Below are 25,379 nucleotides of genomic sequence, written 5' to 3'. Positions count from 1 at the left end.
GCGGGGGGTGCCGGTCAGGCGGCGGCCATCTCGGCCTTGAGCAGCCGACGGCGCGTGGCCTTCGAGCCGGTCGACATCTTCCACAGCTTCACCAGCTGCGACGGCAGGTTCTTCGGCGTCGTGTTGTCCAGCCAGCCATTGGGCAGCGAGAGCCGGAAGATCTTGTGCCAGGCCGAGTAGACCTGCTTGTGCAGCGGCGCCGAGTGGTAGTTCAGCCCGTACTCGTCGAACAGGGCCTTCACCTGCGGCGCGATCTCGGCGTACCGGTTGCTCGGCAGGTCGGGGAACAGGTGGTGCTCGATCTGGTGCGACAGGTTCCCGGTCATGATGTGCATGGCCTTGGAGCCGGAGATGTTGGCCGAGCCGAGCATCTGGCGGACGTACCACTCGCCCTTGGTCTCGCCGTCGATCGACTTCTTCTCGAACGTCTCGACGCCCTCGGGGAAGTGCCCGCAGAGGATCACCGAGTTCGACCACAGGTTTCGCACCACGTTGGCCACGAAGTTCGCCGCCAGGGTCGGCACGAAGTTCGGCCCGGACAGCAGCGGGTGGATCACGTAGTCCTTGCGCACCTGGCGCCCGATCTTGCCGAGCACCTCCTTGGCGCGACGGCGGAACTCCGGGTCCTTGGTCTGCCCGGTCGCGACGACCTTGCCCAGCTCGAGGTCGTAGGCCGCGATGCCGTACTCGAAGAAGCAGGCGTTGACGAAACTCCACAGCGGCTGCAGCAGGTAGGCCGGCACCCACTTCTGGTCCTCGTCGACGCGCATGATGCCGTAACCGAGGTCGTTGTCCTTGCCGAGCACGTTCGTGTACGTGTGGTGCAGCTGGTTGTGCGAGTGCTTCCACTGCTCGGCGGGGCTGGCCATGTCCCACTCCCACGTCGTGGAGTGGATCTTCGGGTCACGCATCCAGTCCCACTGGCCGTGCAGGATGTTGTGCCCGATCTCCATGTTCTCGAGGATCTTGGCGACCGAGAGGCCGATCGTCCCGAGGACCCAGGCGGGCGGGAAACCCGAGGCGAGCAGGACGGCGCGGCTGCCCAGCTCCAGCTTGCGGTGCACGTCGATGACGGTGCGGATGTAGCGGGCGTCGTCCTCGCCGCGGGTGTCGATCACGCTCTGCCGGATGGCGTCGAGCTGCTTGCCCAGCAGCTCGATGTCCTCGGCGGTGAGGTGGGCGATCGGGTTGTCCGGCTTCTTCTGGATGACGGTCATGAGTCGCTCCTCAGCTCAGTGGTCGATGGCGCAGGCGCCGGCGGCGGCGCTGACGCAGGTCTGGACGAGGACGCCGTCGCCGGGGGCGGCGGTGGTGACCTCGCCGGTGCGCAGGTCGCGGACGGCGCCCTCGCGCAGGGGCAGGACGCAGCCGAAGCAGATGCCCATCCGGCACCCGCTCGGCATCAGGACGCCGGCGTCCTCGGCGGCGTCGAGGATCGGGGTCGAGCCGTCGGCCTCGAGCGTCGTCCCGTTGGCGGTGAAGGTGACGGTGCCGCCCTCGCCGTCGCCGGCGACGATGGCCGGCCGGAAGCGCTCGGTGTACAGCCGGTCGGCCACGCCGGCGTCGTCCCAGTACTGCTCCAGCGCCTCGAGCATCGGCAGCGGCCCGCAGGCCCAGGTGGAGCGCTCGGCCAGGTCGGGCACGAGGGCAGCGATGCTGGCGGCGTCGAGCATCCCGTCGGTGTCGGTGTGCTGCTCGACCAGCCGGATCCGGCCGGCGGCGGCCAGCTCGCGCAGCTCGGCGCCGAAGATGACGTCGTCGGCGGTGGGCGCGGAGTGGATCAGGACGACGTCGGTGAGGTCGTCGTCGGCCAGGTTGCGCAGGATCCCCATCACCGGGGTGATGCCGGAGCCCGCGGTGACGAACAGCGCCTTGTCGGGCGTCTGCTGCGGCAGGACGAACTCGCCGGTGGCCTGGTCGAGCTGCACGATCGTGCCCGGCTCGGTGCGGTGCACCAGGTGGTTGCTGACCTTCCCGTCCGGGATGGCCTTGACGGTGATCGTGAAGCAGCCGTCGGCGCGGCCGAGCACCGAGGTGATCGAGTAGGCGCGCCACTGGCGGACCCCGTCGACGTCGATGCCGATGCGGACGTACTGGCCGGGGACGTGCGGCTGCCAGTCGCGGCCGGGGCGGATCACGATGGTGGCCGCGTCCCGGGTCTCGTGCTCGACCGCCTCGATGCGGCCGCGCAGCGCCGCGCCGGAGCGCAGCGGGTCGACCAGGTCGAGGTAGTCCGACGGCAGGAGCGGCGTGGTGGCCAGCTCGGCGAGCTTGAAGACGCGGTCCCGCAGCGCGCTCAGCCGGGGCCGGGTCGAGGAAGGACTCGGCTGCGTAACGGTCATGTCTCGAGGTTTCCCCGTCAGGGCGCCAACTACCTGTGCTCTCGACGTGAATCCCCGGCAGTAATTTGTTCACCACGCACAACACGTTCCCGGTGCTCGATCGTTGGAGGTCCCGTGACCGAGGTGGAGTCCCCCCTCCCGCCGCACGTCGCCGCCGCGCTCGTCGACGAGCTCGCCGCGGTCGCCGAGTCCACGATCGCGGCCATCGTGGTCGAGGTCCCCAGCTACGCCGCTGCCTTCACCGGGCCGATGGGCAAGACCATCGACCGCGCCGTGCAGCTGGCGCTGGGCGGGTTCCTCACCCTCGCCACCGGGGGCGCGGACCCCAGCCGGCCGGTCGGGCCCGCTCTCGAGGGCGCCTACGCGCTGGGCCGCGGCGAGGCCCGGAGCGGCCGCTCGATGGACGCGCTGCTGGCCGCCTACCGGGTCGGGGCCCGCGTCTCCTGGCGGCACATGAGCGGCGCCGCGGTGTCCGCCGGCATGTCGCCGGAGGGGCTCGCCCGCTTCGCCGAGCTGGTCTTCGCCTACATCGACCAGCTCTCGGCCTCCAGCGTCGCCGGGCACTCCGACGAGCTCGCCTCCAGCGGCCGGGCCCGCCGCCGCCACCTGGAGCGGCTGGCGGCCGTGCTGCTGGCCGGGCGGCCGCTGCACGACCTCACCGCGGCGGCGGAGCGGGCGGAGTGGGTGCCGCCGCGGACCCTGACCGCCGTCCTGCTGCCCGAGGCCCACGCCCGCGCGGCGCTGTCGGCCGTCGACGTCCGGACGCTCGCCAGCACCGAGGAGCTGCCCGACGCCGCCCCCGGCCCCGAGCGCGTCGTCCTGCTGGTCCCCGACGCCGAGGGACGCGCGCGGGCCGCGCTGCTGGCCGCGCTGGAGGGCAAGGAGGCCGTCGTCGGCCCGCCGCGGCCCTGGACCCAGGCGCAGGCGTCCTACGCGCGCGCCGAACGCGCGCTGCAGCTCGGGCTCCGGGCGGCGGGGACGGCGCCGCTGGACACCGAGGAGCGGCTGGCCGAGCTGGTGCTGCGCGCCGACGCCACGGCGCTGGCCGACCTGCGCCGCCGGGTGCTGGCGCCACTGGACGGGGTGAGCGCCGTCGCGCGGGAGAAGCTCACCGAGACGCTGCGCTCGTGGCTGCTGCACCAGGGGCGCCGGGACCAGGTGGCCGCCGAGCTCTTCGTGCACCCGCAGACGGTGCGCTACCGGATGGGGCAGCTGCGCGACCTGTTCGGCGACCGGCTCGAGGACCCGCGCACCGTGCTGGAGCTGACCGTCGCCCTCGGCGTCCCCACCCCCTGATCGGCCCTCGTGCAGGGGCCCGCCGCGAGCGTGCGAGCGGTGGGGGGCACGGGGGTCCTTCTTCAGGCCGCGGTGAGGACGGCGACCAGGAAGTCCGACCCCGGCGTGAACGGGTGCAGGTGCCAGGTCGACAGCAGCACCGAGGGCACCAGCCCCGCGGTGGCCGCGTCGGCCAGGAACGCGTCGAAGGGGTAGTCGCGGCCGGCGCCGAAGCCGACCACCGCCCGCCCGGCCGGCGCCAGGTGGGCGCGGAACCGGCGGAGCACCTCGACCCGGGTGCTCGGGGCGAGGAACGTGACGACGTTGCCGGCGCAGACGATCACGTCGAACCGCTCGGGCAGCTCGAGCTCGGCCAGGTCGCCGACCAGCCAGCGCGGGCCGGGGTGGTCCTCCTCGGCGGCGGCGATCAGCACCGGGTCGACGTCCACCCCGACGACGTCGTGACCGGCGCGGGCCAGGTGCCCGCCGACCCGGCCCGGGCCGCAGCCGGCGTCGAGGACCCGGGAGCCGCGGGGCAGCATCGCGTCGACGAGCCGTGCCTCGCCGACGATGTCGGTGCCCTGCTCGGCCAGCGTGCGGAAGCGCTGCACGTAGCGGGCCGAGTGGCCGGGGTCCTCCTGCGTGATGCGCGCCCACGCACTCGGTTCCGTCATGCCGACATCGTCTCCGGACGCCAGTCCGGTGGATCGGCCGGGTGCAGCGCCGGGTCGTCGGCGAGGAAGGTGCGCACCGGCCCCGGCGCGGTCAGGGGCCCCTCGAAGCGCACCGTCACCCGGCCGATCCCGCGGCCCCAGACCCAGCCGGCGCCGAGCTCGTCGTGCCTGACGTCCTGCCCGGGCCACCAGCGGCGCTCGGCGGGCAGCTCCGGCTCGGGGGCGACGACGACGGGAGCGGCCTCCTCGGGGGTGGCCCCGGCGGGATCGGTGCCCAGCGCGAACAGGTCGCCCTGCGCGTACAGCGAGAGCCCGGAGACGCCGACCCCGAGCAGCCGCAGTCCGCCGGCCGTCCCGGCTTCGTCGAGCAGCCGCTGCGCGATGCCGGCGATCAGCCGCGGGTCGTCGGTGGGCTGGGGCAGCGTCTGCGAGCGGGTCAGCGTGGTGAAGTCGTAGCGACGCAGCTTGAGCGTCACGGTCCGGCCGGAGTACGCCGCCTTGCGCAGCCGGTCACCGACCCGGCCGGCCATCGCGTCGATCTCCCGGCCCAGCACCGCCCGGTCGGTCAGGTCGCGCTCGAAGGTCTCCTCCGCCGAGACCGACTTGGTCTCCCGGTCGGCCACGACGGCGCGGTCGTCCTCGGCGCGGGCCAGCTGGTACAACCCCGCGCCGTGGGCCCGGCCGGCCAGGGCGACCAGGTCCGACAGCGAGCGGGCGGCGAGGTCGCCGACGGTCCGGACCCCGACCGCGTGCAGCCGTTCGGCGGTGGCCGGCCCGACCCCGCCGAGGGTGGTCACCGGCAGGGGGTGCAGCAGCTCCAGCTCGGTGCCCGGGGGGACGACCACCAGGCCGTCGGGCTTGTCCAGCTCCGACCCGAGCTTCGCCATCAGCTTGGAGCTGCCGATGCCCACCGAGCCGGTCACCCCGCCCGTCGCGGCCGCGATCCGCTCCTTGAGCCCCCGGGCCAGTTCCGTCACACCGTCCACCGACAGGTCGAGCCCGGGCGCGGCGGCCAGGTCGACGTAGGCCTCGTCGATCGAGAACTGTCGGGTGTTTAAGGCGTGTCGTTGTACTGACCTGTCGAACCCCCCTGCCAGGGCGCCGATCATGGTCTGCGGACACCGCTGAGCGCGTTGGCGCCGGTGATGCGGCAGTCCTCAGTGACCTGCCGATGCACCTCTACGACACTGCTCGGCGAGGGCGACCGGCCTTCTCCGGTCACGAGGCGGTGCATGTCAGAGAGCATCCCGCTTCGGGCAGGGTGGATGAAGCAACAGGGTGGGAGGCAGGATGCGCGACACCGCCAGCATCCTCCATCTCGATCTTGATGCCATGTTCTCTGCCGTCGAGATGCGCGACAAGCCGTCTCTCGTCGGGAAGCCTGTTGTGGTCGGCGGAGTCAGAGGACGGGGTGTGGTGGCGACCGCCTCGTACGAGGCGCGGGCCTACGGCGTTCACTCCGCCATGCCCACCGCTGAAGCCCGTCGGCGGCTGCCCTCGGGTGCCGCCTTCCTCGGCGGCCGGTTCTCGGCTTACCGGATGACGTCCGAGGTCGTGATGGCGGTCCTGTCCGAGTTGTCGCCGATCGTCGAGCAGGTCTCGATCGACGAGGCGGTCGTTGACCTTGCTGCCAGGGAGAATGCCGACCTGAGCGTGGCGGGGGTGACCGCGCTGGGTGAAGCCTTGAAGGCGCGGGTGGCGGAAGCGACCGGAGGCGTGACGGCGTCGATCGGAATCGCGTCGTCGAGAATGCTGGCCAAGATCGGCTCGGACTTGAACAAGCCCAACGGGTTGACTGTGGTTGCTCCTGGTCAGGAGTTGGCCGTGCTACATCCACTGCCGGTGACCCGGATCGCCGGTGTCGGCCCGGCCACTGCGGAACGGCTTCGTCAGGTCGGCGTCCGCACCGTCGCCGAACTTGCGAGCAAGTCGCTTCATGACCTGGTGACGCTGTTCGGCAAGGCGCACGGGAACGGGCTCTACCACCTGGCGCGGGCCGAGGACGACCGTCCTGTGGTGCCTTACCGGGAAGCCAAGTCGATCTCGGCGGAGGAGACGTTCGAGCGAGACCTGACCGACATGCCAGCCCTGACTCGCGAGATCGAGTTGCTGGCACAACGGGTAGTTCGTCGGCTCCGCGCCGCGAACTCTTCCGGTCGGACGGTGACCCTCAAGGTCCGGCGCTACGACTTCACGACGTTGACTCGGTCCCTTACGCTGCCGCACCCGACGGATGATCCGACGGAGGTCACCCAGATCGCTCGGCGCCTCCTTGTGCAGGCGGGAGCGACCGGCGGCATCCGCTTGCTCGGCGTCGGTGTTTCTGGGCTGTCCGACTTCGTGCAACAGGACCTCTTCACGGACTCGGTCCCTGAGGATGACGAAGCGGAGGCCCTTGACGAGGACGCCGCTCCCTCACCTGGCGAGGTGGCGCGACCTGTTCAACCTCGCATCTGGCACCCAGGGCAGGACGTCCGCCACGACGAGCACGGGCCGGGATGGGTGTGGGGCAGTGGGCTCAACCGGGTGACCGTTCGATTCGAGGGTCCCGGTACGCCACCCGGCCCAGTGCGCACCTTCTTCGCCGACGACGAGGCGCTCCATCCCTCCGAGCCCCCGGATTGGCGGCGCTCGCCGGAGTGAGGACGGCCCTGGGGTGCTCGTAGTCGCTGACCGACGTCTCAGTTCCGCTGAGAGGTGACGCGACGCCCTAGTCCGGGAGAAGGTCCTGCAAACGGAGGCCGAGCGCATCAGCCAAGGCATAGCCGGTGGCGAGCGTGGGGTTCGAGTCGCCGCGCTCGATGCGCTGGATGTGCTTGAAGTAGACGCCCGAGGCGTGGGCCAGTGACTCATGTGTCAGGCCCGCGTTCTCGCGAGCCGTCTTCACCTTGCCCCCGAGGGCCTTGCGGCGCTCTTCAGAGAGCGCGAGGTGTTGAGCAGTTTTCCCTCCCGGCACGACTGCCAACCGTTCGTGGCTGGAACCGAAGCCACCACCTCATATATGGTCCATCGCTGCGGCAGGCGCCACGTCCGGCGCGAGCCCCAGGGCTCCGCAGAGCCGCTGCTTAGGAGGCGTAATGCGTCCGGCTTACGACGAGTGCACCTGCTGGCGTGCCAGGACGCCTGAGGGGAAGAGCCACCCCGCCGCCTGGCTCAACGCTCATGACCGCATCGCAGTGACCGCAGTCGATGGCTATCGCGTCGAGGGGCGCCCGGCAGGAATGCTCTGGTACACGTCCGAGGACGGCCACGCCCCAGCGCCGGGTCTGTGCATCGATCTGGACGACGGGTCAGAGATGGACGTACCGGTTGCCGAAATCGAGACGGTCGCGCCCCTGGAGACCACGCATCGTGGCGCAGCGACGTGGATGGTTGCGGAAGCACTGGTCCAGCCCTCCCAGATCCCCGAAGGCGGCTTGGACGTCGAGGTGATCGTTGGAGAGCACGAAGTCGTGGAGGTAAGCGTTAAGAGACGTCGCGTGCCATGCGACTCCATGACTCCTCCGGAGCCACGAATCGTCTTCACCCTGGTCGACACCGGAGAACTACCTCGCGCCTAGTGACCGGCTGGCCGGGTGTGGTCCATCGCCATCGCGGATCAGCAGTGCCGCAGAAACCCTCTGCCACACGGATGCGGGCCGCCGAATCGAGCAGCACGGCCTCGACTTCTGGACCGGATGGCCGACGGCCCAGGTTGTACCGGCACTTCCCTGACGTGGAGGCCATCCTGGGTGCCTGGCACGAACGGCAGATCGCCACTCATCTGGAGCACCTGCCGGAGGTAGGGAAGCAGCCGGGCAGCGTCGGACAGCGCCTCGCGGCAGTGCTGGAGACGTACGCGCACCTGTCCGCGCAGTCGCACGGCTCCGACCTCGGAGCGGTCCTGCATCACGGCGAGCACGTCACCCAGGCCCGCCACCGGCTGCGCGACTTCCTGCGCGACCTGATCGCCGAAGGCGTGGCCACCGGAGAACTGCGCGACGACATTCCGGCCGAGGAACTGGCCACCTTCTGCCTGCACGCACTCGGCGGAGCCCGCGACATGCCCTCATCCCAGGGCGTCCGGAGGCTGGTTGCCGTCACCGTGAACGGACTCCGCCCACCGCGCGACTGAGCCGTTTGGCGCGGACCGCCACGACGAGAGGGCCTGGTCCTACTCGCTCAGATTCGAGTCGTGGCCGTCGCCGTCGCCGGTGGCTCGGGACATGGTGACCAGGCGGCGCAGGCAGTGGTCGCGGAGCGGCTCGGGGAAGTCTGCGGCGAGGCGGTAGTAGACGACGCGGCCTTGCTTGCGGGTGGTGACCAGCCCGGCCGTGCGGAGCAGGCGCAGCCCGTAGCCGACTGAGTCCACCGTCGCGTCCAGGGCCAGGGCGATGTCGCCGACGCAGAGTTCCTCGACGAGGTCGAGGGCGTAGAGGATGCGTGCTCGCACGGGGTCGGCGAGCAGGCTCAGCGTGCCCGCCAGCCAGCCAGCATCCTCGGCGCTCAGGCCCCGACTACGGGCGTGGGCGACCCGCGTCGGGTCGACCGGGTGGTCATGCCCGGCGGCGCTGTGCCCGCCGTCGGTCGGCTCGTCCATGGCCACCTCCTACCGCTGACGAAAATACCCGTGCAACCGCACGGGTATCGCCGTGAGTCATCGGGTAGGCGAGCCTTGCTGGGCATTGAGCCGACGGCATCTGGGCCGACGGCCACCAGCCGAAGGAAGGGGCAAGCCGATGACTGTCGCCGCGCAGATGCTGGACACCTACCCGAAGGACCTCGGCGGAGTGGACAAGGACAAGTTGCGGGCCTGCATCGAGGCGTGCTTCGAGTGCGCCCAGGCGTGTACTGCTTGCGCCGACGCCTGTCTGAGCGAGGACATGGTCGCCGAACTGACCAAGTGCATCCGCACCAACCTCGACTGCGCCGACGTCTGCGACAGCACGGGGCGAGTGCTGTCCCGGCACACCGGCTACGACGCCAACCTGACCCGCGCGGTCCTGGAAGCCTGCGCTGCGGCCTGCAAGGCGTGCGGTGACGAGTGCGAGCAGCATGCGTCGATGCACGAGCACTGCCGGGTCTGCGCCGAGGCGTGCCGCCGGTGCGAGCAGGCGTGCCGCGACCTCATCACCTCGCTCGGCTGACAAGCGCCCCCATCAGCAGACCTCCGGGCGCCCGGAACACCAGTCCGGGCGCCCGGACGCCGTCACGGAAATCGCGGCCAGTCAGCAGTGGCAGCAGTCGCGAGGAACGCCCCACACACCGACGAAAGAACGGGGTTCTTTATCATGGCGACGAAGCGCAGCGACGAGACAAACCAGCACGCTCACGGCGACGACCAGCACGACGGCGCCAAGATGGAAAAGAAGATGTACCTGCGCTTCGGCGCGATGATCCTCACGGCCATGGTCGTCATGTACTGGACCATGTTCGCGGGCACGTGGCAGTGGAGCCACGTCCGCTTCAGCGAGAGCCGGGTCTTCATGGCGCTCACCATGGGCGGAACCATGGGGCTGGTCATGCTCGGCTGGATGCTGAACATGTACAAGAACACCAAGGCGAACATCGCCATCGTCGCGGCCAGCCTCGTCCTGCTCGGCACAGGCGTGTTCCTCGACCGCAGCCAGATCCTCGTGAACGACGAGAACTGGATGAGTTCGATGATCCCCCACCACTCGCTGGCCATCACCCGGTCCGAGCGCGCCCAGATTTCCGACGTCCGCGTGTGCGAGTTGGCCCGTTCGATCAGCGAGGCGCAGCGACGGGAGATCCTGGAGATGGAGTGGCTCATTGACGACATCAACCGCAACGGCGATGCCTCGACGCCGGAGGAGGCAGAGGCGCGGGCGGTCCCCGAGTTTCAGGTGTCGCCCGAACGGGACTGCCCGACCGGCTGACCGCCATCGGCGGCGGAGAACACAGTCCGCCGCCGATGGCTGTGGCTCAGCCGCCCAGTTCGGTCAGCAACTGCCGCATCTCGGCGATCTCGCCGTTCTGCGTATCGCGGATGTCGTTCGCCATCTCCAGCGCTTCGGTGTTCTGCCCCTCTCCGGCCTCGGTGGTGGCCATCTCGACGGCGCCGGTGTGGTGCTCGATCATCTGCTCCAGGAAGAGCCGGTCGAACTCCGCGCCTGAGGCGGCCATCAGGGCGTTCATGTCCTCCTCGGACATCATTCCGCCGCCGTGGTCCATGCCGCCGTGGTCCATGCCGCCCATGCCGTCGTCTTCGGCGCCCCACTCCTTCAGCCAGCCGGTGAGGGTGTCGATCTCGGGCTGCTGGGCGGCCTCGATGCGGCTGGCCAGGTCGAGCACGCGCGGGTCCTGCGCCCGCTCGGACGCCATCTGCGCCATCTCGATGGCCTGCTGGTGGTGCGGGATCATGCCCTGGGCGAAGGTGACGTCGGCGTCGTTGAACGCAGCGTCCTCGCTGGCGGACGTGCTGGTCGATTCGGCGCTGCCGCTGTCCATCGAGTCCATGTGCGAGGCGACGGAGTCATCGGAGCAGGCGGTGAGCGCGAGCGCGCCCGCGAGGAGGGCACCGGCGAGCAGAGTGGTCTTGCGGGTCATGTCTATCTCCTGAGGACGGGTCTGAGGGAACGTGCGAAGGCGTCGCCGCAGCCGCGAGGGCTGGGGGCGAGGAGACGCGACGTTCGGCCTAGATCCGCATCAGGCAGAGGGAGTACAGGTCCGGCGGCCGGGGTGGGTGCAGCCCGGCCCAAGAGCCGCCGGTGGTGCGGCGGGTGACTAGCAGTCGGAACTCGGCGAGGCGCCCGGTGAGGACCAGGAGCATCGCGGCGAGCCCGGCGGCAAGGACTGCCAGGCACACCGCCCACAGGTGCCCGGCCGCGTGCGGCGTGCTGTCGTGGCCTGCCGCGAGGGACATGCCGATGGCCGACCCGGCGACGACGGCGGCAGGGGCTGCGGCGGTCATGGCGGCGGTCGACTCCAGAACCGGGCCGAGCCCGGCCCCGTGCAGCACGGGGTCGGGCTTGGCCGGGGTGGTGTGGACGGTGCCATGCGCAGCGGTGGTGGTCCCGGAGTCGGCAGCGGCGCACTGGAGACCGTGCATGGCGAAGACGGCGGCCAGGAGCAGCAGGACCCACCCGCGTCGTCCGCGCATGCTGCTCACCTCCCGTCCTCGCGTCGTTGATCTCAGGTTAGGTCGGGTCAGCGCGACACCGGCTGCGGGGCTCGGGGTGCCGCCGGTTCGGGAGCGGGTGCCTCCGGGGCCTCGGGCAGCCGCAGCCGCTTGAGCAGCAGCGCGTTGACCGCGACCAGGAACGACGAGCCGGACATCGACAGCGCAGCAATCTCGGGCCGCAGGATTAGCCCGAACGCGGGCTCGAAGACCCCGGCGGCGATGGGTAGCGCGATCGCGTTGTAGCCGATCGCCCACCCGAGGTTCTGCCGCATCTTCCGCAGGGTGCCGCGCCCGATCTGCAAGGCGATCGGCACGTCGAGCGGGTCGGACCGCATGAGCACGACGTCGGCGGTCTCGATCGCGACGTCGGTTCCCGCGCCGATGGCGATGCCGAGGTCGGCCTGTGCCAGCGCCGGGGCGTCGTTGACGCCGTCGCCGACCATGGCCACCCGCTTGCCGGACTGCTGCAACTCGGTGATCTTGGCGGCCTTGTCGCCGGGCAGGACCTCGGCGATGACGGTGTCGATGCCCAACTGGTCGGCGATTCGCCGGGCGGTGGCGGTGTTGTCGCCGCTGAGCATGACGACCTCCACCCCGGCCTCGTGCAGCGCGGCCACGGCCGCGACCGAGGTCTCCCGTGCAGCGTCGGCCAGCGCAATCACCCCGACGGCGCGGCCATCCACCGCGACCAGCACCGCCGTCCGGCCGCTACCCGCCAACTCGTCCCGCCGGGCGCCCAGGGACCCGAGGTCGACGCCCTCATCGGCCATCAACTTCGCGTTGCCGACCAGCACCCGACGACCGTTCACTTCAGCGCTCGCTCCGTGGCCGGGCACGTTGCGGAACCGCTCGGCGGCCAGGACAGGGACGCCACGCGCCTGCGCCTCGCGGACGACGGCCTGGGCAAGCGGGTGCTCGGACTCCCGCTCGACGGCGGCGGCGAGGACGAGGAACTCGTCCTCGTTCATGCCCTCGACGACCACGTCGGTGACCTCCGGCTCGCCCTTGGTCAGGGTGCCGGTCTTGTCCATCACCACGGTGTCGATCCGGGCGGCGGCCTCCAGCGCGGTGGCGTTCTTGAATAGCACGCCTCGCTGGGCGCCGAGGCCGGTGCCGACCATGATCGCCGTCGGGGTGGCCAGGCCGAGCGCGTCGGGGCAGGTGATAACCACGACGGTGATCGCGAACAGCATGGCCATGGCGAACGAGGCCCCGGCCAGCAGCCACACCGCCAGGGTCAGGCCGCCGCCGATCAGCGCTACCAGCACCAGCCAGAAGGCGGCGCGGTCTGCCAGCCGCTGGCCAGGCGCCTTGGAGTTCTGCGCCTGCTGGACCAGGGCGACGATCTGTGCGAGTGCGGTGTCCGCGCCCACCTTCGTGGCGCGCACCCGCAGGGTGCCGGTGGTGTTGACCGAGGCGCCGATGACTTCCGAGCCGGTGGCCTTGTGTACCGGCAGGCTCTCGCCGGTGACCATGGACTCGTCGACCTCGGACCCGCCGTCCTCCACGACGCCGTCCACCGGAATCTTCGAGCCGGGCCGGATGAGCAGCAGGTCGCCGGTGACGACGTCGGCGGTGGGCACCTCGACCGGCTGGCCGTCGCGGATAACGACCGCCCGAGGTGGCGCCAACTCCAGCAGCGCCCGGATGGCGTCGTTCGCGCCGCCACGGGCGCGCATCTCGAACCAGTGGCCGAGCAGCACGAAGGCGGTCAGCACGGTGGCGGCCTCGTAGAAGACCTCACCGCCCCCGGTGAGCGTGATGATCAGGCTGTACAGCCAGCCCGCGCCGACCGCGACCGCGACCAGCACCATCATGTCCAGGGTGCGGGCGCGCAACGCGCGGTAGGCGCCGTCGAAGAAGATCCAGGCCGAGTAGAAGATCACCGGCAGCGACAGGATCAGCGAGAAGACGTCGTCGCGCAGCCCAAATGGGGCCGCCGCCTCGAAGCCGAGGACCTCTCGGCCGATCGGTGACCACAGCAGGATCGGGATCGACAGCAGCGCCGCGACCAGGAAGCGGTTGCGCATGTCGCGGGCCATGTCGTCCATCGACATCCCGGCGTGGTGACCGCCATGCCCCATCGCGTCCTGCGGCGTCATCCCCGCGTGCTCGCCATGCCCGGCGTGCTCGCCCTTGGGCTCTGCGGAGGCCGCCGTCATGGCCGCGTGGTCGTGCGGTGCCACCGCGCTCACGGCGGGACGGTGACTGTCGTGTGCCATCGCCTGGTCACGCGGCTCAGCGGCCGGGTCGCACACGTGCTGCGGAACCGACTGTCCGGCGCAGTGGTAACCGCAGTCGCGCACCCAGCCCGCCAACTCCGCCACCGATGTGCGCGACGGGTCGTAAGTGACCGTCGCCGTCTGGGACACCGGATTCGCCTCGACGCTCAGCACGCCGGGGCGCCTGCCCAGCACGCTCTCCGCCACGGCCTTCTCCGAGGCCCAGTGCACGCCGGAGACCTCCAGCACGGTGGTCTGATGCTGCGTTGGCATGACCCGCTCCCTCTCGTCGGTGGGCTGTGCCGCCTCCAAGGCTAGTACCCCCAGGGGGTATTCCACCAGGCCGAAAGTTCTTCGGTCGAGGTCATCATCGGACCGGCACGCCAGCGGCAGGCGCTCTCTCAGCACGGCAGCGGGACGCGGTCCCGCAGAGCCCAAAGCGAGGAGCGAAGAGATCAAGCCGTGCTGCCCCGGCAGCCGACGGGCCAGAGATGCGCCAGCGCGGGGGTCAGCCCGCGTAGCGGGTGTTGAACGAGGTGCCGCCGTCGGTGCTCACGAGGATGGTCGCCGGAGACACCGCGACGTAGATGCTCTCGACACCGTCTCGGTTGTCGACGAGCAGTGCTTCGGGCTCCGCCTGGACCGACCCCTGCTCGGCCCAGGTCGTTCCGCCGTCGGTCGACTCGTGAACGGCGCCGTCCGGCGTGACTCCGTAGAGCGACGAGGTGGCGGGCCAGGCCAGCACGGTGACGCCGGGAGCAGCCGGGACGGCCGTCCAGGTCCGACCGCCGTCGCCGCTGCGCAGCAGGCCCTGCTCGGTGGTCGCCAGAAGCACCTCGGGGTCCTCGGGGTGTACGGCCAGGTCGCGCAGGTTCAGGGTGCTGCGGGTGTCCCAGGTCCGCCCCTCATCGGCGGAGACGAGCAGGCGGCCGGTCGTGGCGTCCCAGCCGTAGATGCGCCCGTGTGCCACGCGGAGGGCGTGGAAGTCGACCTCACCGCCGAGGGAGACGATGTCCCACGTCTCTCCGGCGTCACTGCTGCGGATCAGGCCCAGGTGTGTCGGCAGGTCCTGCTCCTGGAGGTCCGGATGACCCGAGCCGACGAAGGTGTTCGGCCCGGCCACGGTGAACCCCATGGTGTCCTGGTAGCGGTCCGCGACCCGTTCCGCGTCGCCGTCTTCGGGCACTCGGAAGAGGCCGAAGTGGGTGGCCGCATAGAGCAAGCCGTCAGCGGGATCTACGCCGAGCCCGTGCACATGCTCCATCCCGACGTCCACTGCGGACCGAGGCGCGGGGGTGTCCGAACGTTCGGTCGTACAGGCGGTCAGCGACAGCGTCAGTCCGCCTGCAAGGGCGAGAGCGGCGCACCGGCGGAGCAAAGAGGTCTCCCGTCAAGTCAGGGGGTGCGTCGGGCGTGACGCCGCCCGAGCCTACGAGGCTGCCCTGAGGTCAATCCGTGGCGTCGCAGGGGGCATCCGATCAGACGATGCGGGCCTGGGCCGAGTTCGAGGAGTCGCGGCCGACGCCGGGCACGAACCGGCCGGTCCGCGCGGCATACGCGACATACGCGCCACCGTGCACCCGGTGCAGATAGGGCTCCTCGACGGCGCGGACCTGCAACTCCACAGCGGCGATCAGCGCGGCGAGCGCGGCAGCGCTGACCCAGGTCGGCACCAGCAGCAGCATGCCGAACTGGGCGAGCGCCATCGCGGTGAAGATTGGGTTGCGGACGTAGCCGAAGACCCCGGTAGTGACCAGGTCGGTCCGCTCGGCCTCATCGACGCCGATCCGCCAGGACGCACCCATCCCGGTCTGTCCGGCCAGCGTGGCGGCGAACCCGGCTAGCGCCAGGACTAGCCCGACGGCGGCGACGACGGGGTGCGGGTCGGCGGGCACGGTGCCGGTCACGGCCAGCAGCGGACCGGCCAAGCCGAGCACGATCGCGGCGATGAACAGCACGCCGCCCCACCAGCCCGCCTCGGCCGGGGTGCCGGAGATGCCCCGGAAGCCAGTGCTGCCGGTGCGGCGGTGCTGGACCCACGACCGGACACCGAACAGCACCACGAGCGCGACGACGTACAGGACGAGTGCGACGGTGCTCATCGGGTCCGCTCTCTTGTGGTGATCTGGAGGAGGTTCTGCGGATCGGCGACGGCGGCGGGTGTGCAACAGCCGTCGGTGCAGCCGTCCGCGCAAGCGCAGCCGCCGGTGGAGCCCTCGCTGCTGGAGTCCGCGCCGGGGCGGCCGGGGGCGCAGCAGCCCTCGCCCTGCCATGCCTCGATGCCCTCGCGCACGGCGACGGCGGCGATGATCAGCCCGGCGATCGGGTCGGCCCAGCCCCAGCCCAGCGTCGCGTTGAGCACCAGCCCGACGAGCAGTACGGCCGACAGGTACGTGCACAGCAGCGTCTGGGCGGAGTCGGCGACGACCGCGTGCGAGCCGAGCGCGCGGCCGGTGCGGCGCTGCGCCCAGGACAGGAACGGCATGATGATCAGCGAGGCGATTGCGAGGCCGATGCCGACCGGCGACGCTTCGGGCTCGCCGCCGAAGAACAGCGCACGAACCGACTCGAAGGTCACGTACGCGGCCAGCGCGAAGAACGAGAACGCCATCAGCCGCAGCGCCTGCCGCTCGCGGGACTCGGGCAGCCGGTGACGGAACTGCCACAGGATGATCAGCCCGCTGGAGACCTCGACGACCGAGTCCAGGCCGAAGCCGATGAGCGCGACCGATCCGGCGGCGATGCCCGCCGCGACCGCGATGATCGCCTCGAAGACGTTGTAGGTGACCGATGCCCCGGCCAGCAGTTGCGCACGGCGCCCGAGCCGGGTGCGCTCGGCGGCGGTCAGCGTCGGGTGCTCGTGGGTGACGGTCACCGGGCCGCTTCCTCTCCGTAGGTCGGGCACAACGCGACGGCATCGCCGGTCGCGGCCAGCAGGCGTTCGGCCGCAGACAGCACGTCAAGCAGGGTCGCGGTGTGGTTCAGCGACCACATCGACGCACGGCCCTGCGGGCGGGAGGTCACCAGGCCGCAGTCCCGCAGGCACGCGAGGTGCGCCGAGACGGTGGACTGGGCCAGCCCTAGGTGGGTGGTCAGGTCGACGACCTTGTGCTCGCCCAGGGTGAGGTGACGCAGGATCGCGAGCCGCGCCGTGTCGCCGAGGCTGCGGAACATGCATGCCGCAGCGGATAGGGCTGTGGTCTCGTTGACCGCAGTCTCAGTGCTAGCGCTTAGATCCGCTTTCATCGACACGCGGCGATGATAGCGACCGTGCTGGATGGAGATGCAAGATGTCAGTCTGAACAGGTAGGCATCGGTGACCCGATCGGGTGGCCCTACGCCTGTAGATGTGGACGCCTAGTGCCGACGTCCATGATGTGACTTCGCAGGTCAAGCGGACGGGAGGGAGGGTCTCGATGGTCGACCGCAAGCGCGAGGCGGAGATGACCCGCTTCGACTCCTTGCTCTGGCAGTTCGCTGACCTGGGGCAAGACCTCGGCTCCCTCACCGACTCGGTCAGCCGCGCGTCCGGTTCACCGACCGAGGCGATCGCCGTCGAGACGGTGATCGCTGGCGAGGAGAACCCAATCGCAGTGATCTCGGAGGTTGTCGAGGGCGACCTGCTGACGGTCGGATTGGTGTCGCTGCTTCGGGTCGTCGATGAGCGCGGTCCGTTCGTGCTCGGCGCGTGGCCGACCGCGCACGAAGGCGTGTTCCACCTCGTGGGTAGCGTCCCAACGACCGATCCTCGCTGGCAGAGGGTCGAGCGGTGGGTCGCCAACGTCGCTCCCGAGGTCGTCCCGGTCTTCCTCGACCACGATGACTTCACCGACATCGGCACAGCCCTCTCGGAGTTCGGTGAGGTAGAGGTCAGCCGACTGACCGCCCGCAAGCGCTCCGACCAGTCCTCGCTGAACCGTGGCTGGGCTGCCCGCTCGGGCTCCCTGCGCCCGTCGCACCATGAGGCCATCGGCAACGCCGAGGCCGAGGGTGCATCGGTGCGCACCCTGACGCTGCACATCGCCGACCGGATCAGCCTGCACCTGCGTCGGCGCGCTGGTGCCACCTTCTATACCGGCGACTTCGTCCTGTTCGACCGCATCGTCCTCGGCCGTCTGGCCACTGCGGCGAACCGGCGTCGCGCCCTCATGGCCGGACGCCAGCGCCAGATCGACGCCCCACCTCCGGAGCCGATCACCATCCGACTGCCAGGACCAATCCTGGTCGACGCGGAGGCCACGGGAGAGGTCCTCGCTGAACTTGAGCGGCAGCGCGGCATCGCGATCGCGGTCCTGCACCGCAACCCTTACCTGCACGTCGTAGTTACCGACTACTCGGACGGCTCCAACTTCGACGTCTTCGTGACCACCCCGGACGCCATCGAGGTACACCCCGGCTTCCGATCCAGTCTCGGCGCGCTCACCCGCCTCGCGCAGAGCCTCGGCGACCGCTTCGAAGCCCTAGAGATCACCGAAGCGGCACCGCCGGAGCCCGTGTCGCTCGACGACCTGGTCGCGCCGTTCTGACGTGACTACGTCCTCACCGCCCGGTGCCGCCGAACAGGCGCTGCTGACCGAGTACGAGACGTACGACCAGCACGTCGACGTGGTCTCAGCGTTGGAGTGGCTGTTCACCGACCCCGCCGTGAAGGGCATGCCCGCCACGGTCAGCCACTTCGAGCGGTTCCCCCGCATTCCGGTCGCAGGCAAGCGAGACCCCCTGACGCCGGACTTCACGGTGCTCTTCAGCGACGGCAGTGCCGTCATCGGCGAGATTGCCAAGTTGGCGCTGCACGAGAACAGCCTGGACAAGGTCTGCGCCCAGATCGGCGGCTACGCCGTCCTCGACCGCGTTCCAGATGGACGTGGTGGGCTGGCTGCGGTGTCCCACCTCGACGTGATGCTGCTCGTGGAGGCCCAGGTCGGTCTCCCCGCGATCCGCCGCGTGATCAAGGAGCGCTACCTCGACCCCGAGCATCCCTACAAGCCGCCCCGGCCTCCCTGTATCGGCCAGTTCTTCCGCACCGAGTCGGTGTACACGCTCCAGCGACTGCCCGACCCGGACAACGGCGTCCTCTACAGCGGCCAGCGAGAGCCGCACATCGGTGCCCGCCTCGACGAGGGGCTCAACATCAAGGCCAGCCACTTCGTCGCCACCAAGGCGCACCGTGCCTTCATCAACGATCCGATCAAGCCGCTCTACCTGGCCACCCACCTGTGGACTCGCACCTGGCCCACCCAGTTCGGCGGCGGGCGGGAGGACATCACCGTCGAAGAGAAGGCCACCACCACACTCCTTCAGAAGCAGTACGGCGTCGGCGGGATCACCGTGGTCCGCCGAGCCCTCGAACTACTGGAACGAGCCGGACTTGCCGCCAACCAGGGGGACGGCACGTGGATCGTCTCCCGCAAACTGCTCGGCCGATCTGGCGAACGAGACGTGCACAAGATCATCGCGCGACGGGCGACGACCAAGCCGACTCGCCTAGTCCCACGCCGACCGGCGCCCAAGTCGGCCGCCTCGCAGGACACGCTGTTCTGACGAACGCGGCCCCGCACACGCTCTGGCCATGGGCCTCGCGGATGCGGCGCGCGGGCTAGTCAGTCCACGATCACCGGACGCCCCGCTACACGAAGCGGAGCGCTGACTCCGGCCAGACGTCGCGGCCCGGACTCCAACTCATCGATCCGGTCCTGCGCGGCAGCCAGCCGTTCCTCCAGCACCTCGGCCCGCTGCGCCGCCGTAGCCCAGTTCCGTTCTGCCTTGTCGAATGCGGCCACCGCTACGGCGAGGTTCTCCACGTACTGGTCGTTCAACGCCTCCAGGCGGGCGACGTCCTCGGTTCGTTGGCGCAGCCGCTGCTCCAGGGCGCCGATCCGTTCACGCAGCCGGAGGACGTAGGCGGGCTCCTCCTGCTCCCCGGATTCTGCGACGCGCCGGTAGAACAAGTCCTTGAGGTCGGTGTGCTTCTGCGTGAGGCAGTGCCGCTTGACACCCGCCTCCTCGGCGAGGTCCTTGACCGTCAGTTTCCGAGTGGTCTGCCCGTTGAGCAGTCGGTCCATGGCTAACAAGATGGCTTGCCGCTCCTGCTCGTCGGACGTCCTCGCCGAACCAGAGGTGGTCATCCGGAGGTCCCACTCCCTCGCTCACTCGGGGCGGCGCCCGCGACAACCCGATCAGATCGTGACGGCGTGAGGTCACGCTTTTCGGCCGCCGTGGCGAATCGGGCACTCACCCGGAACCGTGCGAGCAGCCGCTCCACCTGCACTACCGACAGGCCCACCTCCCGCATCAGGTCACGGCGCAGCCGGACCTGACGGTTGAACGCCTGGCGGCAGGCGTCGCCGCAGAACCGGCGTGCGCGACCCGGACGACGCTCAGCGTGCAGCAACTCGGCGCCACAGTGTTCACACCAGCCGGGCAGGTCCGCCGCCATCAGGCCACCTCGTGGTCAGCGATCGTGCGGTCGATGTCGGCCATCCGGTCAGTCAGGCGGATCGCGATCGGCTGAGCGGCATGCTCGACCTCCGCCGCCAACCCGGCGCGTTCAGCCTTCAGCCCCTGGATGTGCCGATCCGTACGGGCGTGGTTCGCGCAGTTGGAGCGGCAGTCGTCGAGGCTTGGGGTTGCTCGCTCCGCAGACGACGCGGCAGGCGCGACATGGCATGCGGCGGTGCGCCGCTGGAACACGCACAGGGACAGGGCGCGGGGGTTGTCGTAGACCTGCATGCCGGGCGTCTTGGCGAGGCGGCGCAGTTCCTTGTCGGTCATCTTGCTGCCCGCGTACTGGCTGTCGTATCGGCTGATCGCCGCCTCCAGGCGTTCGCGGGCCGGTCCGCTGATCCGACCGCCGTTGCGCCGCTCGTCGGCCACTTCTTCGAGGCGTTCGACGACGGCTTGCATCTCCTCCACGTCGATCAGCCCCTGGAGGCCCGCCTCCGCGCGGCCTGCATAGCCCTGCCCGGTCACGACCCGGACGTGCCCGTACTGAACTCCGAGTGCCACCTCGCCTAGCGGCTGACGGGCGATGTGCCACGCCAGAGTGCGCCGGAAGCGAGGCAGGGTGACGGCCCCCTGCGGGTCGGCGGGAATGGGCGCCCAGCCCCTCGCGGCGGCGAGGCCGTCGTTGACGTGGGTGATGAAAGCGGCGATCCGCCGGTGGGCCTGTTTGGCGATCATCCCCGCGCCGGGGCGACCATCGCGCCTACGGCGCCCCCGAGGGAACAGCAGGTTGCTGTCGGCGTCTCGCGTGACGTGCCCATGCTCGTCGGTAGCGAGTGCGAGCACGTGTGCCGCTCGGATGGCGTCGGCGCCCGCCTTGATGGTCAGCCACGGCTGCTCGCGCAGTTGACCGGCGCTGATGTGGCGACCGTCCGCATCGCGAACTCCCTTGAAGTGCTTGCCGCGAACCTCGTAGCGCAGGGCGCCGTTGGGCCTCGTGAGGACCGTCAGGCAGTCGCGGTCTAGGGAGAGAACTTCCTGGGGGCGCATGCCGGTCAGATAGGCGACCACGATCAGGCAGGCGCCCTGGAGCCGGTAGATCACGCCCTCCGGCAGGACCAGGTCATCTGTGTCGCCGTACTCGTCCAGGAAGTCGCTGATGCAGGCGATGGCAGCGGTCAGCAACGGGCTGATGGTCTCAGGGGCGATGGGGGGTGTCTTGTTCTCTCCACCCTGCGGGGTGCCGATGAACGGGATCAGGCCCTCGGTCAGCCACGGGGGTGGGGGCAGACGATCGGCTGGCGGCAGCGTCCACAGGCAGCCGTACAGGCGGGCGACAGCGAGCAGCGGAGCCGCCCGCGCCTGGTAGGTGTTGCGGGTCTGCCTGATGTGGGTCGCGTAGTCGCGCAGGTCTTCGGTGGTGACGTCCCCGAGGCGCCGAACGAGGGGCCGCTCGGTGTTCAGCCAGCGGGCGAAGACACGCCACGAGTGCACGGCGTTGAAGGCGGTGGCGGCCGACGGCCACTGGGCCAACGCGATCGTCCGCTGGCCCACCATCTCCTCAGCCAAGCCCTGGTTGAGCATGGTCCAGGCGGCGGCACGCAGGACCTCGCGGAACCGCTCGGGCCACTCAGCCCAGGTGATGTTCCGCCGATCCATGGTGTCGCCGTGGTTGAGCATCGCCAGATCCCAGACGCCGTCCCCGTAGCGCGGGGCGGCGGAGGCGGCGTCGGCACGCACCTGATCGATTGGGAACGCGCTCATGGCCGGGTCCCAGGTCCACGCCTCCGTGTCGCCGACGACTGAGTGGCCCCGACCATCAGCGGGGTGGCCGGTTCGGTCGGGAGCGGTCACGTGTCATACCTCCGAGCCAGGGTGTTGTCGATCAACGCGCGGTCCTCGTCGGTGATGCGGCGGGCCGCGTCCTCGCGCTCGGCGGCGGTGAAGTGCCGGTTCAGCAGGTCGGTGAGCCGCAGCCAGTGCGGTGCCCAACGCGCCCAGGCGGGACTGTCCGCGAGGTGTTCGCGAAGCCCCTCCAGGCGCTGGTGCAGGTAGACCAAGCGCGGCAGGTGCCGGGGCACGACGACCGCGTTAGTGCAGATCAAGCAGAGCAGGAACGAGACCCGGCACGTCTGGTGGTTGCTCAGCGGGCTGTGATCGACGTCTTTGCACGCCCCGACTGGCGTGTCTAGGACGCCGCTGTCGATGGCATGCGCAGTACGGGGGTCGAGGTCAGCGTCCTGCTGGCTTGCCTCCGCCGTGGCCCGCAGCACCGTGACCGTCAGGGTGGCGTGGTCCAGGGCACCGTTGAGCCCGTCCTCGGTGACGTCCTTGCTCTCTTCTCGCACCGTGGCGTCGTGGAGTTGGTAGACGTTGAGGTTGGTCGCCTCGCTGTGACCTTGCGGCCGAACCTGGCCGGTGTTCGTCCGTCGCAGCATCCGACGGTGGAACCGGACGGGTTGGCCCGCCTCGTCACGCAGGTTGACGTGGTCGGAGAACAGGCCCACCGCTCTCCAGAGGTTCGTCTTGCCCGACGTTGCTGCTGAGGTCACCCGGTCTAGCGCGCCCCGGCTTCCGTTTGTGCTGGTACGGGCGTAGATGAGGACGGCATTCAGTGGGGTGCCACGTCGGTCCATCGCTCGGCGCCCTGGGGCGGTGATCTCCAAGACTTGGCGCAGGACGCTGGCGCCCGTGCGCAACCCGGTTTCGACCAGCGTGTTCGCGATGTGTCGCCAAGCGCCGAGCCGGGGCTTGTCCAAGCCGATGTTGTAGACGAGTCGGGCCTCATCGCCGCTGTCGGCGCGACGGACGTCGTCGATGGTGAACGTCTTCCACATGTCCGGGTTCCAGCCCTCGTGCAGGCCGATGAGCGACATGATTGCCCCGGCTTCGACGGGGGTGAGGAACAGCCGTTCGACGGCCGTGACCCCTCGGCGACCGACGAGGCGTGCCGCCTCCGGGGCGATGTCCCTCGTGCCGTTGGCCAGGGTGATGCGGGGGACGTCGAGGTGCTCCTCCACGTGGGCGAGGAGAGCGCCCCAACGGCCCCTGTCCGTGTCGGGCTCAAGGCGCCCCGCCCGGTACTCCTCAAGGAGCGCCCACGAGCCCAGGATGCGTTCGTGTGCCGCGTCGAGGACCTCGTGGCCAACCCGCAGCACCCGCCGGGCCTGATCGGTCGTGAGGCTTGGTTGCACTTGTGGTGTGCGTGTCTTCTGTCGCGCGTTGACGGCGAGCGCGGTTCGGGGCTGCAACTGGCCGGTGGCGACCAGCATGCGTCTCAGCGTGCTGAGAGAGGCCGCCCAGCCGGGAGGGCGCCCGATGACGTATTCGTCCCACGTGGCGCGGGTCAACTCGCTCAGGGAGGACAGGTGGTGGCCTTCACTCTCCAGCCAGCGGAGGAAGTTGCCCACCGCATCCCACGAGAACTGGACCGTGGCAGGCCGTCGCCACGGCCCTCCTACGTCCACCTGGGTGGCGAACACCTCCGCCAGAGCCTCGCGGATCGGTGGTGCGCAGGGCAGACGGTTGAAGTCCCAGGACCCCAGCGGCTCGCCGTCCTCTCCCACAGGGGTGAGCACCAGGTCCGGAGAGAGCACCGGCGGCCGGGTGTACCCCATGGGCGCCCGGTCGGTGCGCGTGTCCCGAGGCATCAGGCTTCATCCCCGGCCACGTCTAGGACCCGGTGGGACCGCTGGCTGACCAGAGTTTCGAAGGCATCGATGTCGTCGGCGGGAGACGCATCCGCGTCCGGCTTGGCTGTCTCGCGGACGAGCGTTTCGAGGGCCTTGACGTCACGAACCGGGCTGTTCTCTCCGTCGGGCTGATGGATCATGTCCATCAGCCACTCCATCTGGAGACCCCGTACTGGCTCCAGGTACCAGTTCCTGGTCGTTGTGACGTCGGCGTGGCCCAGCAGGTCGCGGACCAACTCCCACACGTTGCCGAACAGTCGCTGATACCGACGGCGCTCCTCGGCGTCGAGGCCGCTGTCGATCAGGTACGCGCGCTGAGCGGCGATGAGCATGTGTAGGGCGTAGGAGTGGCGCAGCATGTGCGGCATCGCGAAGAGGGCAACGCCTTCCCGCTTCAATCGCTCGTTCGCGGCCCGGAAGATGCCGTCCCACTCGCGGTAGGGGAGCGGTGTGCCGTCGTCCTTCAGCCACAGCCACAGGGGCTCCAGCACCGCGCCGCGCTCCGTGGATACTTCTCGGTAGAGGCGCATGCGATCGGCGGCTGAGAGGTCGTCCAGCCGCTGCCGTACCGGCTCTGCCGTTGGCTCCCGAGGGTCGAGCGTGGTGACCTCGGTCCCCTTCCCGGAGCCATGCACCGCCACCAGCAGCAGGCGGTCCTCAACGCGCTCATAGCGACCCTGCGCCTGGGCTCGCTGTACGGCCTGCTGCCGCTGGAAGCGAATGTAGGCGTGCAGTCCCCGTACGTAGCGCCGTTCGAGGTAGAACCAGCGCCCCTTGCCGCCCTTCCCTAGGGCCTCGGGCACCCATCCGGTGACCATGCTGCGGGTGCCCTCGTCGGCCGGAATCTCCAGGGTCAACAGCGCGCCGCCCTCCTTGCGGCGCATCCCAGTGCCGTACAGCAGGTTGACGAAGGCGACGTTGCGAGCCTGCGTGCGTACACGCTCGACGCCACGAGGCAGTCCGTTCGCCCCGTAGTCCTCGAAGCCGATCTGGCGCCACCGCTCGACCGCGCGGCGGGTTAACCACCGGACGTTCGACTTCCTCGCGTTCGACGGTGCTTGCTCCGCCCGAGGTGTTGACGGCCTGTCGTGGCGCGAGCCTCGACGCGGTCCCCCGCTGCTCATCACTACAGGGCTCGCGGTGATCAACTTGTCGCTGACTGCCCACCGGTACAGCGATGACACCGCTGCCAGCACCTTGACCCACGACGACCCGGTGATGAGTGTCTTCTTGCGGCCGCGACTGTCCTCGGTCTCCAACCGACGGCGGTCACGCCGCCGGAAGAACTCGAAGTTGCGCACGTCGTCGCTCGTCGCCCTGCACCAGTCGGTCTCCCCTCGGGTGTCGACGAGAAAGTTCAGCCACACCCTGATCTCAGTCGCGTAGGTCCGCTGAGTGTCGACCGCGTAGTTGGCCAAGTGGTCCGTCGTGTAGCGCAGCAGGCGCTGGTCAGGGACACCGCTGGGCGGAACGAACACGGCGTAGGGCTCACGGTCGAGTTGGGCCAGGGCGCGGGCGCGCTCGAACTGCCCCTCGTCCCACAGCGCCTCAACAGGCGCAGGGGTCCGTTGGGGCGACACCCACACCAGCCGCCACTCGACCATGATCGA

General features: G+C 70.0%; 26 protein-coding genes and 1 pseudogene. 8 read left to right on the top strand and 19 right to left on the bottom strand.

Annotated elements, in window-relative coordinates; translation table 11 throughout:
* Positions 1 to 14: 14 nt before the first annotated feature.
* Together DQ240_RS04265 and DQ240_RS24370 are read right to left on the bottom strand one after the other, a co-directional pair.
* A complete protein-coding gene (locus tag DQ240_RS04265; protein ID WP_113838384.1) occupies positions 15 to 1,217 on the bottom strand; it encodes an acyl-CoA desaturase in 1,203 nt (400 codons plus the stop codon).
* 15 nt (positions 1,218 to 1,232) lie between these two features.
* Positions 1,233 to 2,342, bottom strand: coding sequence for a ferredoxin reductase (locus DQ240_RS24370; protein ID WP_113838383.1), 1,110 nt, complete (start codon positions 2,340 to 2,342; stop codon positions 1,233 to 1,235).
* A 114-nt stretch (positions 2,343 to 2,456) separates the two neighbouring features.
* On the opposite strand from DQ240_RS24370, the gene DQ240_RS04255 reads away from it, so the two are divergent.
* Positions 2,457 to 3,638, top strand: coding sequence for a CdaR family transcriptional regulator (locus tag DQ240_RS04255; RefSeq protein WP_199589056.1), 1,182 nt, complete (start codon positions 2,457 to 2,459; stop codon positions 3,636 to 3,638).
* 62 nt (positions 3,639 to 3,700) lie between these two features.
* On the opposite strand, the gene DQ240_RS04250 is transcribed toward DQ240_RS04255, so the two are convergent.
* A complete protein-coding gene (locus tag DQ240_RS04250; protein ID WP_113838382.1) occupies positions 3,701 to 4,291 on the bottom strand; it encodes a bifunctional 2-polyprenyl-6-hydroxyphenol methylase/3-demethylubiquinol 3-O-methyltransferase UbiG in 591 nt (196 codons plus the stop codon).
* Positions 4,288 to 5,400, bottom strand: a complete 1,113-nt coding sequence (locus tag DQ240_RS04245) for a DNA polymerase IV (RefSeq protein ID WP_233498484.1) — start codon at positions 5,398 to 5,400, stop codon at positions 4,288 to 4,290. Before DQ240_RS04245 ends, DQ240_RS04250 begins: the two co-directional genes overlap by 4 nt.
* Positions 5,401 to 5,581: 181 nt before the next feature.
* Here DQ240_RS04245 and DQ240_RS04240 point away from each other — a divergent pair, with 181 nt between their 5' ends.
* Positions 5,582 to 6,934: a DNA polymerase IV gene (locus DQ240_RS04240; RefSeq protein WP_113835338.1), complete on the top strand. Its 1,353-nt coding sequence runs from the start codon at positions 5,582 to 5,584 to the stop codon at positions 6,932 to 6,934.
* Between the two features lie 67 nt (positions 6,935 to 7,001).
* Here the strand turns inward: DQ240_RS04240 and DQ240_RS04235 are convergent, their stop codons facing one another.
* On the bottom strand, positions 7,002 to 7,247 hold the full coding sequence (locus DQ240_RS04235; protein WP_233489344.1) for a helix-turn-helix transcriptional regulator: 246 nt from the start codon (positions 7,245 to 7,247) through the stop codon (positions 7,002 to 7,004).
* A gap of 121 nt (positions 7,248 to 7,368) precedes the next feature.
* Here DQ240_RS04235 and DQ240_RS04230 point away from each other — a divergent pair, with 121 nt between their 5' ends.
* Together DQ240_RS04230 and DQ240_RS04225 are read left to right on the top strand one after the other, a co-directional pair.
* The gene (locus tag DQ240_RS04230; protein WP_147252138.1) at positions 7,369 to 7,851 is read left to right on the top strand and encodes a hypothetical protein; all 483 of its coding nucleotides are present in this window, start codon (positions 7,369 to 7,371) and stop codon (positions 7,849 to 7,851) included.
* Positions 7,852 to 8,006: 155 nt separating this feature from the next.
* Complete coding sequence (locus DQ240_RS04225; RefSeq protein ID WP_113835341.1) at positions 8,007 to 8,405, top strand: hypothetical protein; 399 nt, start codon at positions 8,007 to 8,009, stop codon at positions 8,403 to 8,405.
* A gap of 39 nt (positions 8,406 to 8,444) precedes the next feature.
* On the opposite strand, the gene DQ240_RS04220 is transcribed toward DQ240_RS04225, so the two are convergent.
* Positions 8,445 to 8,870: a helix-turn-helix transcriptional regulator gene (locus DQ240_RS04220; RefSeq protein WP_113835342.1), complete on the bottom strand. Its 426-nt coding sequence runs from the start codon at positions 8,868 to 8,870 to the stop codon at positions 8,445 to 8,447.
* A gap of 139 nt (positions 8,871 to 9,009) precedes the next feature.
* Here DQ240_RS04220 and DQ240_RS04215 point away from each other — a divergent pair, with 139 nt between their 5' ends.
* Both DQ240_RS04215 and DQ240_RS04210 read left to right on the top strand, forming a co-directional pair.
* Entirely contained in the window at positions 9,010 to 9,417 is a 408-nt protein-coding gene (locus DQ240_RS04215) for a four-helix bundle copper-binding protein (RefSeq protein WP_113835343.1), read from the top strand.
* Between the two features lie 144 nt (positions 9,418 to 9,561).
* Positions 9,562 to 10,170 (top strand): DUF305 domain-containing protein, encoded by a 609-nt coding sequence (locus DQ240_RS04210; RefSeq protein WP_199583056.1) that lies wholly within the window; start codon positions 9,562 to 9,564, stop codon positions 10,168 to 10,170.
* A 46-nt stretch (positions 10,171 to 10,216) separates the two neighbouring features.
* Here the strand turns inward: DQ240_RS04210 and DQ240_RS04205 are convergent, their stop codons facing one another.
* From DQ240_RS04205 to DQ240_RS04175, 8 genes and pseudogenes are all read right to left on the bottom strand, one after another.
* Complete coding sequence (locus tag DQ240_RS04205; RefSeq protein ID WP_113835344.1) at positions 10,217 to 10,840, bottom strand: DUF305 domain-containing protein; 624 nt, start codon at positions 10,838 to 10,840, stop codon at positions 10,217 to 10,219.
* A gap of 88 nt (positions 10,841 to 10,928) precedes the next feature.
* Positions 10,929 to 11,393: a DUF6153 family protein gene (locus tag DQ240_RS04200; RefSeq protein ID WP_135145106.1), complete on the bottom strand. Its 465-nt coding sequence runs from the start codon at positions 11,391 to 11,393 to the stop codon at positions 10,929 to 10,931.
* A 47-nt stretch (positions 11,394 to 11,440) separates the two neighbouring features.
* Positions 11,441 to 13,609 carry a cation-translocating P-type ATPase gene (locus tag DQ240_RS04195; RefSeq protein WP_233489335.1) on the bottom strand — a complete coding sequence of 723 codons (2,169 nt, stop codon included), beginning with the start codon at positions 13,607 to 13,609 and terminating at the stop codon, positions 11,441 to 11,443.
* Positions 13,610 to 13,759: 150 nt separating this feature from the next.
* A pseudogene (locus DQ240_RS24485) lies at positions 13,760 to 13,909 on the bottom strand (heavy-metal-associated domain-containing protein); the annotation flags it as partial.
* A 235-nt stretch (positions 13,910 to 14,144) separates the two neighbouring features.
* A complete protein-coding gene (locus tag DQ240_RS04190) occupies positions 14,145 to 14,900 on the bottom strand; it encodes a F510_1955 family glycosylhydrolase (RefSeq protein ID WP_113835347.1) in 756 nt (251 codons plus the stop codon).
* A gap of 214 nt (positions 14,901 to 15,114) precedes the next feature.
* A complete protein-coding gene (locus DQ240_RS04185; protein WP_113835348.1) occupies positions 15,115 to 15,738 on the bottom strand; it encodes an isoprenylcysteine carboxylmethyltransferase family protein in 624 nt (207 codons plus the stop codon).
* The gene (locus tag DQ240_RS04180; RefSeq protein ID WP_113835349.1) at positions 15,735 to 16,511 is read right to left on the bottom strand and encodes a cation diffusion facilitator family transporter; all 777 of its coding nucleotides are present in this window, start codon (positions 16,509 to 16,511) and stop codon (positions 15,735 to 15,737) included. The genes DQ240_RS04185 and DQ240_RS04180 overlap by 4 nt, the downstream gene beginning before the upstream one ends.
* Positions 16,508 to 16,882: a metalloregulator ArsR/SmtB family transcription factor gene (locus DQ240_RS04175; RefSeq protein ID WP_113835385.1), complete on the bottom strand. Its 375-nt coding sequence runs from the start codon at positions 16,880 to 16,882 to the stop codon at positions 16,508 to 16,510. The genes DQ240_RS04180 and DQ240_RS04175 overlap by 4 nt, the downstream gene beginning before the upstream one ends.
* Positions 16,883 to 17,052: 170 nt before the next feature.
* Here DQ240_RS04175 and DQ240_RS04170 point away from each other — a divergent pair, with 170 nt between their 5' ends.
* Complete coding sequence (locus DQ240_RS04170; RefSeq protein WP_135145108.1) at positions 17,053 to 18,162, top strand: hypothetical protein; 1,110 nt, start codon at positions 17,053 to 17,055, stop codon at positions 18,160 to 18,162.
* Position 18,163: 1 nt separating this feature from the next.
* Positions 18,164 to 19,177 carry a hypothetical protein gene (locus DQ240_RS04165; protein WP_113835351.1) on the top strand — a complete coding sequence of 338 codons (1,014 nt, stop codon included), beginning with the start codon at positions 18,164 to 18,166 and terminating at the stop codon, positions 19,175 to 19,177.
* Positions 19,178 to 19,236: 59 nt separating this feature from the next.
* Here DQ240_RS04165 and DQ240_RS04160 read toward each other — a convergent pair whose 3' ends face one another.
* The 5 genes from DQ240_RS04160 to DQ240_RS04145 are packed head-to-tail and all read right to left on the bottom strand — an operon-like array spanning position 19,237 to position 25,373.
* Positions 19,237 to 19,698, bottom strand: a complete 462-nt coding sequence (locus DQ240_RS04160; protein WP_135145110.1) for a hypothetical protein — start codon at positions 19,696 to 19,698, stop codon at positions 19,237 to 19,239.
* Between the two features lie 59 nt (positions 19,699 to 19,757).
* Complete coding sequence (locus tag DQ240_RS23095; protein ID WP_147252140.1) at positions 19,758 to 20,072, bottom strand: hypothetical protein; 315 nt, start codon at positions 20,070 to 20,072, stop codon at positions 19,758 to 19,760.
* On the bottom strand, positions 20,072 to 21,931 hold the full coding sequence (locus tag DQ240_RS04155; RefSeq protein WP_113835353.1) for a hypothetical protein: 1,860 nt from the start codon (positions 21,929 to 21,931) through the stop codon (positions 20,072 to 20,074). The genes DQ240_RS23095 and DQ240_RS04155 overlap by 1 nt, the downstream gene beginning before the upstream one ends.
* A complete protein-coding gene (locus tag DQ240_RS04150) occupies positions 21,928 to 23,694 on the bottom strand; it encodes a hypothetical protein (RefSeq protein ID WP_147252141.1) in 1,767 nt (588 codons plus the stop codon). Before DQ240_RS04150 ends, DQ240_RS04155 begins: the two co-directional genes overlap by 4 nt.
* Before the next feature lie 32 nt (positions 23,695 to 23,726).
* A complete protein-coding gene (locus tag DQ240_RS04145; protein WP_233489346.1) occupies positions 23,727 to 25,373 on the bottom strand; it encodes a tyrosine-type recombinase/integrase in 1,647 nt (548 codons plus the stop codon).
* Positions 25,374 to 25,379: the final 6 nt, after the last annotated feature.

The sequence above is a fragment of the Blastococcus sp. TF02A-26 genome, assembly GCF_003319125.1.
GTDB lineage: Bacteria > Actinomycetota > Actinomycetes > Mycobacteriales > Geodermatophilaceae > Trujillonella.
Note: the sequence above shows the minus strand (reverse complement) of the source record. Positions and strands in the feature narration are given on the sequence as shown.

What these genes read in the sequence shown, in the direction of transcription:
- DQ240_RS04265 (WP_113838384.1), bottom strand. Translation starts at nt 1,217, where the DNA reads ATGACCGTCATCCAGAAGAAGCCGGACAACCCGATCGCCCACCTCACC.
- DQ240_RS24370 (WP_113838383.1), bottom strand. Translation starts at nt 2,342, where the DNA reads ATGACCGTTACGCAGCCGAGTCCTTCCTCGACCCGGCCCCGGCTGAGC.
- DQ240_RS04250 (WP_113838382.1), bottom strand. Translation starts at nt 4,291, where the DNA reads ATGACGGAACCGAGTGCGTGGGCGCGCATCACGCAGGAGGACCCCGGC.
- DQ240_RS04245 (WP_233498484.1), bottom strand. Translation starts at nt 5,400, where the DNA reads ATGATCGGCGCCCTGGCAGGGGGGTTCGACAGGTCAGTACAACGACAC.
- DQ240_RS04240 (WP_113835338.1), top strand. Translation starts at nt 5,582, where the DNA reads ATGCGCGACACCGCCAGCATCCTCCATCTCGATCTTGATGCCATGTTC.
- DQ240_RS04230 (WP_147252138.1), top strand. Translation starts at nt 7,369, where the DNA reads ATGCGTCCGGCTTACGACGAGTGCACCTGCTGGCGTGCCAGGACGCCT.
- DQ240_RS04220 (WP_113835342.1), bottom strand. Translation starts at nt 8,870, where the DNA reads ATGGACGAGCCGACCGACGGCGGGCACAGCGCCGCCGGGCATGACCAC.
- DQ240_RS04215 (WP_113835343.1), top strand. Translation starts at nt 9,010, where the DNA reads ATGACTGTCGCCGCGCAGATGCTGGACACCTACCCGAAGGACCTCGGC.
- DQ240_RS04210 (WP_199583056.1), top strand. Translation starts at nt 9,562, where the DNA reads ATGGCGACGAAGCGCAGCGACGAGACAAACCAGCACGCTCACGGCGAC.
- DQ240_RS04205 (WP_113835344.1), bottom strand. Translation starts at nt 10,840, where the DNA reads ATGACCCGCAAGACCACTCTGCTCGCCGGTGCCCTCCTCGCGGGCGCG.
- DQ240_RS04200 (WP_135145106.1), bottom strand. Translation starts at nt 11,393, where the DNA reads ATGCGCGGACGACGCGGGTGGGTCCTGCTGCTCCTGGCCGCCGTCTTC.
- DQ240_RS04190 (WP_113835347.1), bottom strand. Translation starts at nt 14,900, where the DNA reads ATGGAGCATGTGCACGGGCTCGGCGTAGATCCCGCTGACGGCTTGCTC.
- DQ240_RS04185 (WP_113835348.1), bottom strand. Translation starts at nt 15,738, where the DNA reads ATGAGCACCGTCGCACTCGTCCTGTACGTCGTCGCGCTCGTGGTGCTG.
- DQ240_RS04175 (WP_113835385.1), bottom strand. Translation starts at nt 16,882, where the DNA reads ATGAAAGCGGATCTAAGCGCTAGCACTGAGACTGCGGTCAACGAGACC.
- DQ240_RS04170 (WP_135145108.1), top strand. Translation starts at nt 17,053, where the DNA reads ATGGTCGACCGCAAGCGCGAGGCGGAGATGACCCGCTTCGACTCCTTG.
- DQ240_RS04160 (WP_135145110.1), bottom strand. Translation starts at nt 19,698, where the DNA reads ATGGACCGACTGCTCAACGGGCAGACCACTCGGAAACTGACGGTCAAG.
- DQ240_RS23095 (WP_147252140.1), bottom strand. Translation starts at nt 20,072, where the DNA reads ATGGCGGCGGACCTGCCCGGCTGGTGTGAACACTGTGGCGCCGAGTTG.
- DQ240_RS04150 (WP_147252141.1), bottom strand. Translation starts at nt 23,694, where the DNA reads ATGGGGTACACCCGGCCGCCGGTGCTCTCTCCGGACCTGGTGCTCACC.
- DQ240_RS04145 (WP_233489346.1), bottom strand. Translation starts at nt 25,373, where the DNA reads ATGGTCGAGTGGCGGCTGGTGTGGGTGTCGCCCCAACGGACCCCTGCG.